Origin of the sequence: Arcobacter sp. CECT 8985, assembly GCF_004116495.1 — a bacterium.
GTDB lineage: Bacteria > Campylobacterota > Campylobacteria > Campylobacterales > Arcobacteraceae > Malaciobacter.
Window position 1 is genome coordinate 1 of the sequence record NZ_PDKC01000081.1, and the last position, 553, is coordinate 553.

Below are 553 nucleotides of genomic sequence, written 5' to 3' on the forward strand. Positions count from 1 at the left end.
GAAGTCGTAACAAGGTAACCGTAGGAGAACCTGCGGTTGGATCACCTCCTTTCAGAGAAAGTTCAATAAGATTCGATTCTTATTGAACAAAGAAATCTAGGATATTCAGTTTATAAAGATTATTTGATAACAATAGGTGAATGGGCCTATAGCTCAGCTGGCTAGAGCGCTCGACTGATAATCGTGAGGTCCCAGGTTCAAGTCCTGGTAGGCCCACCATGAAGATTGAATAATCTTTAAAGATTAGAAGAAAATACCAAATAAGAAATACAAATGGGGATATAGCTCAGCTGGGAGAGCGCCTGCCTTGCACGCAGGAGGTCAGCGGTTCGATCCCGCTTATCTCCACCATTTGAAGAAACTAAATATAAGTCTTAAAAAATAAGATTTATATTTGGTTTTGAAAAAGACCAAAGATTATTAGAAAGAATAATCAAGTTATTTAAAAACATAATGTTAAAGTCTAAATTTTTCTAAAAGAAATAACAATTTCAAAAGAAAAGAAAGAACACAACTAACTTATTAAATTTAATAAGATAGTAGCCAAGGAATA

General features: G+C 34.5%; 2 tRNA genes and 1 rRNA gene. All 3 read left to right on the forward strand.

The features are described from left to right. Positions 1-52, forward strand: a 16S ribosomal RNA gene (locus CRU93_RS14060); the annotation flags it as partial. A gap of 90 nt (positions 53-142) precedes the next feature. Beyond that, positions 143-219, forward strand: a tRNA-Ile gene (locus tag CRU93_RS14065). 56 nt (positions 220-275) lie between these two features. Beyond that, positions 276-351 (forward strand) — tRNA-Ala (locus CRU93_RS14070). Positions 352-553: the final 202 nt, after the last annotated feature.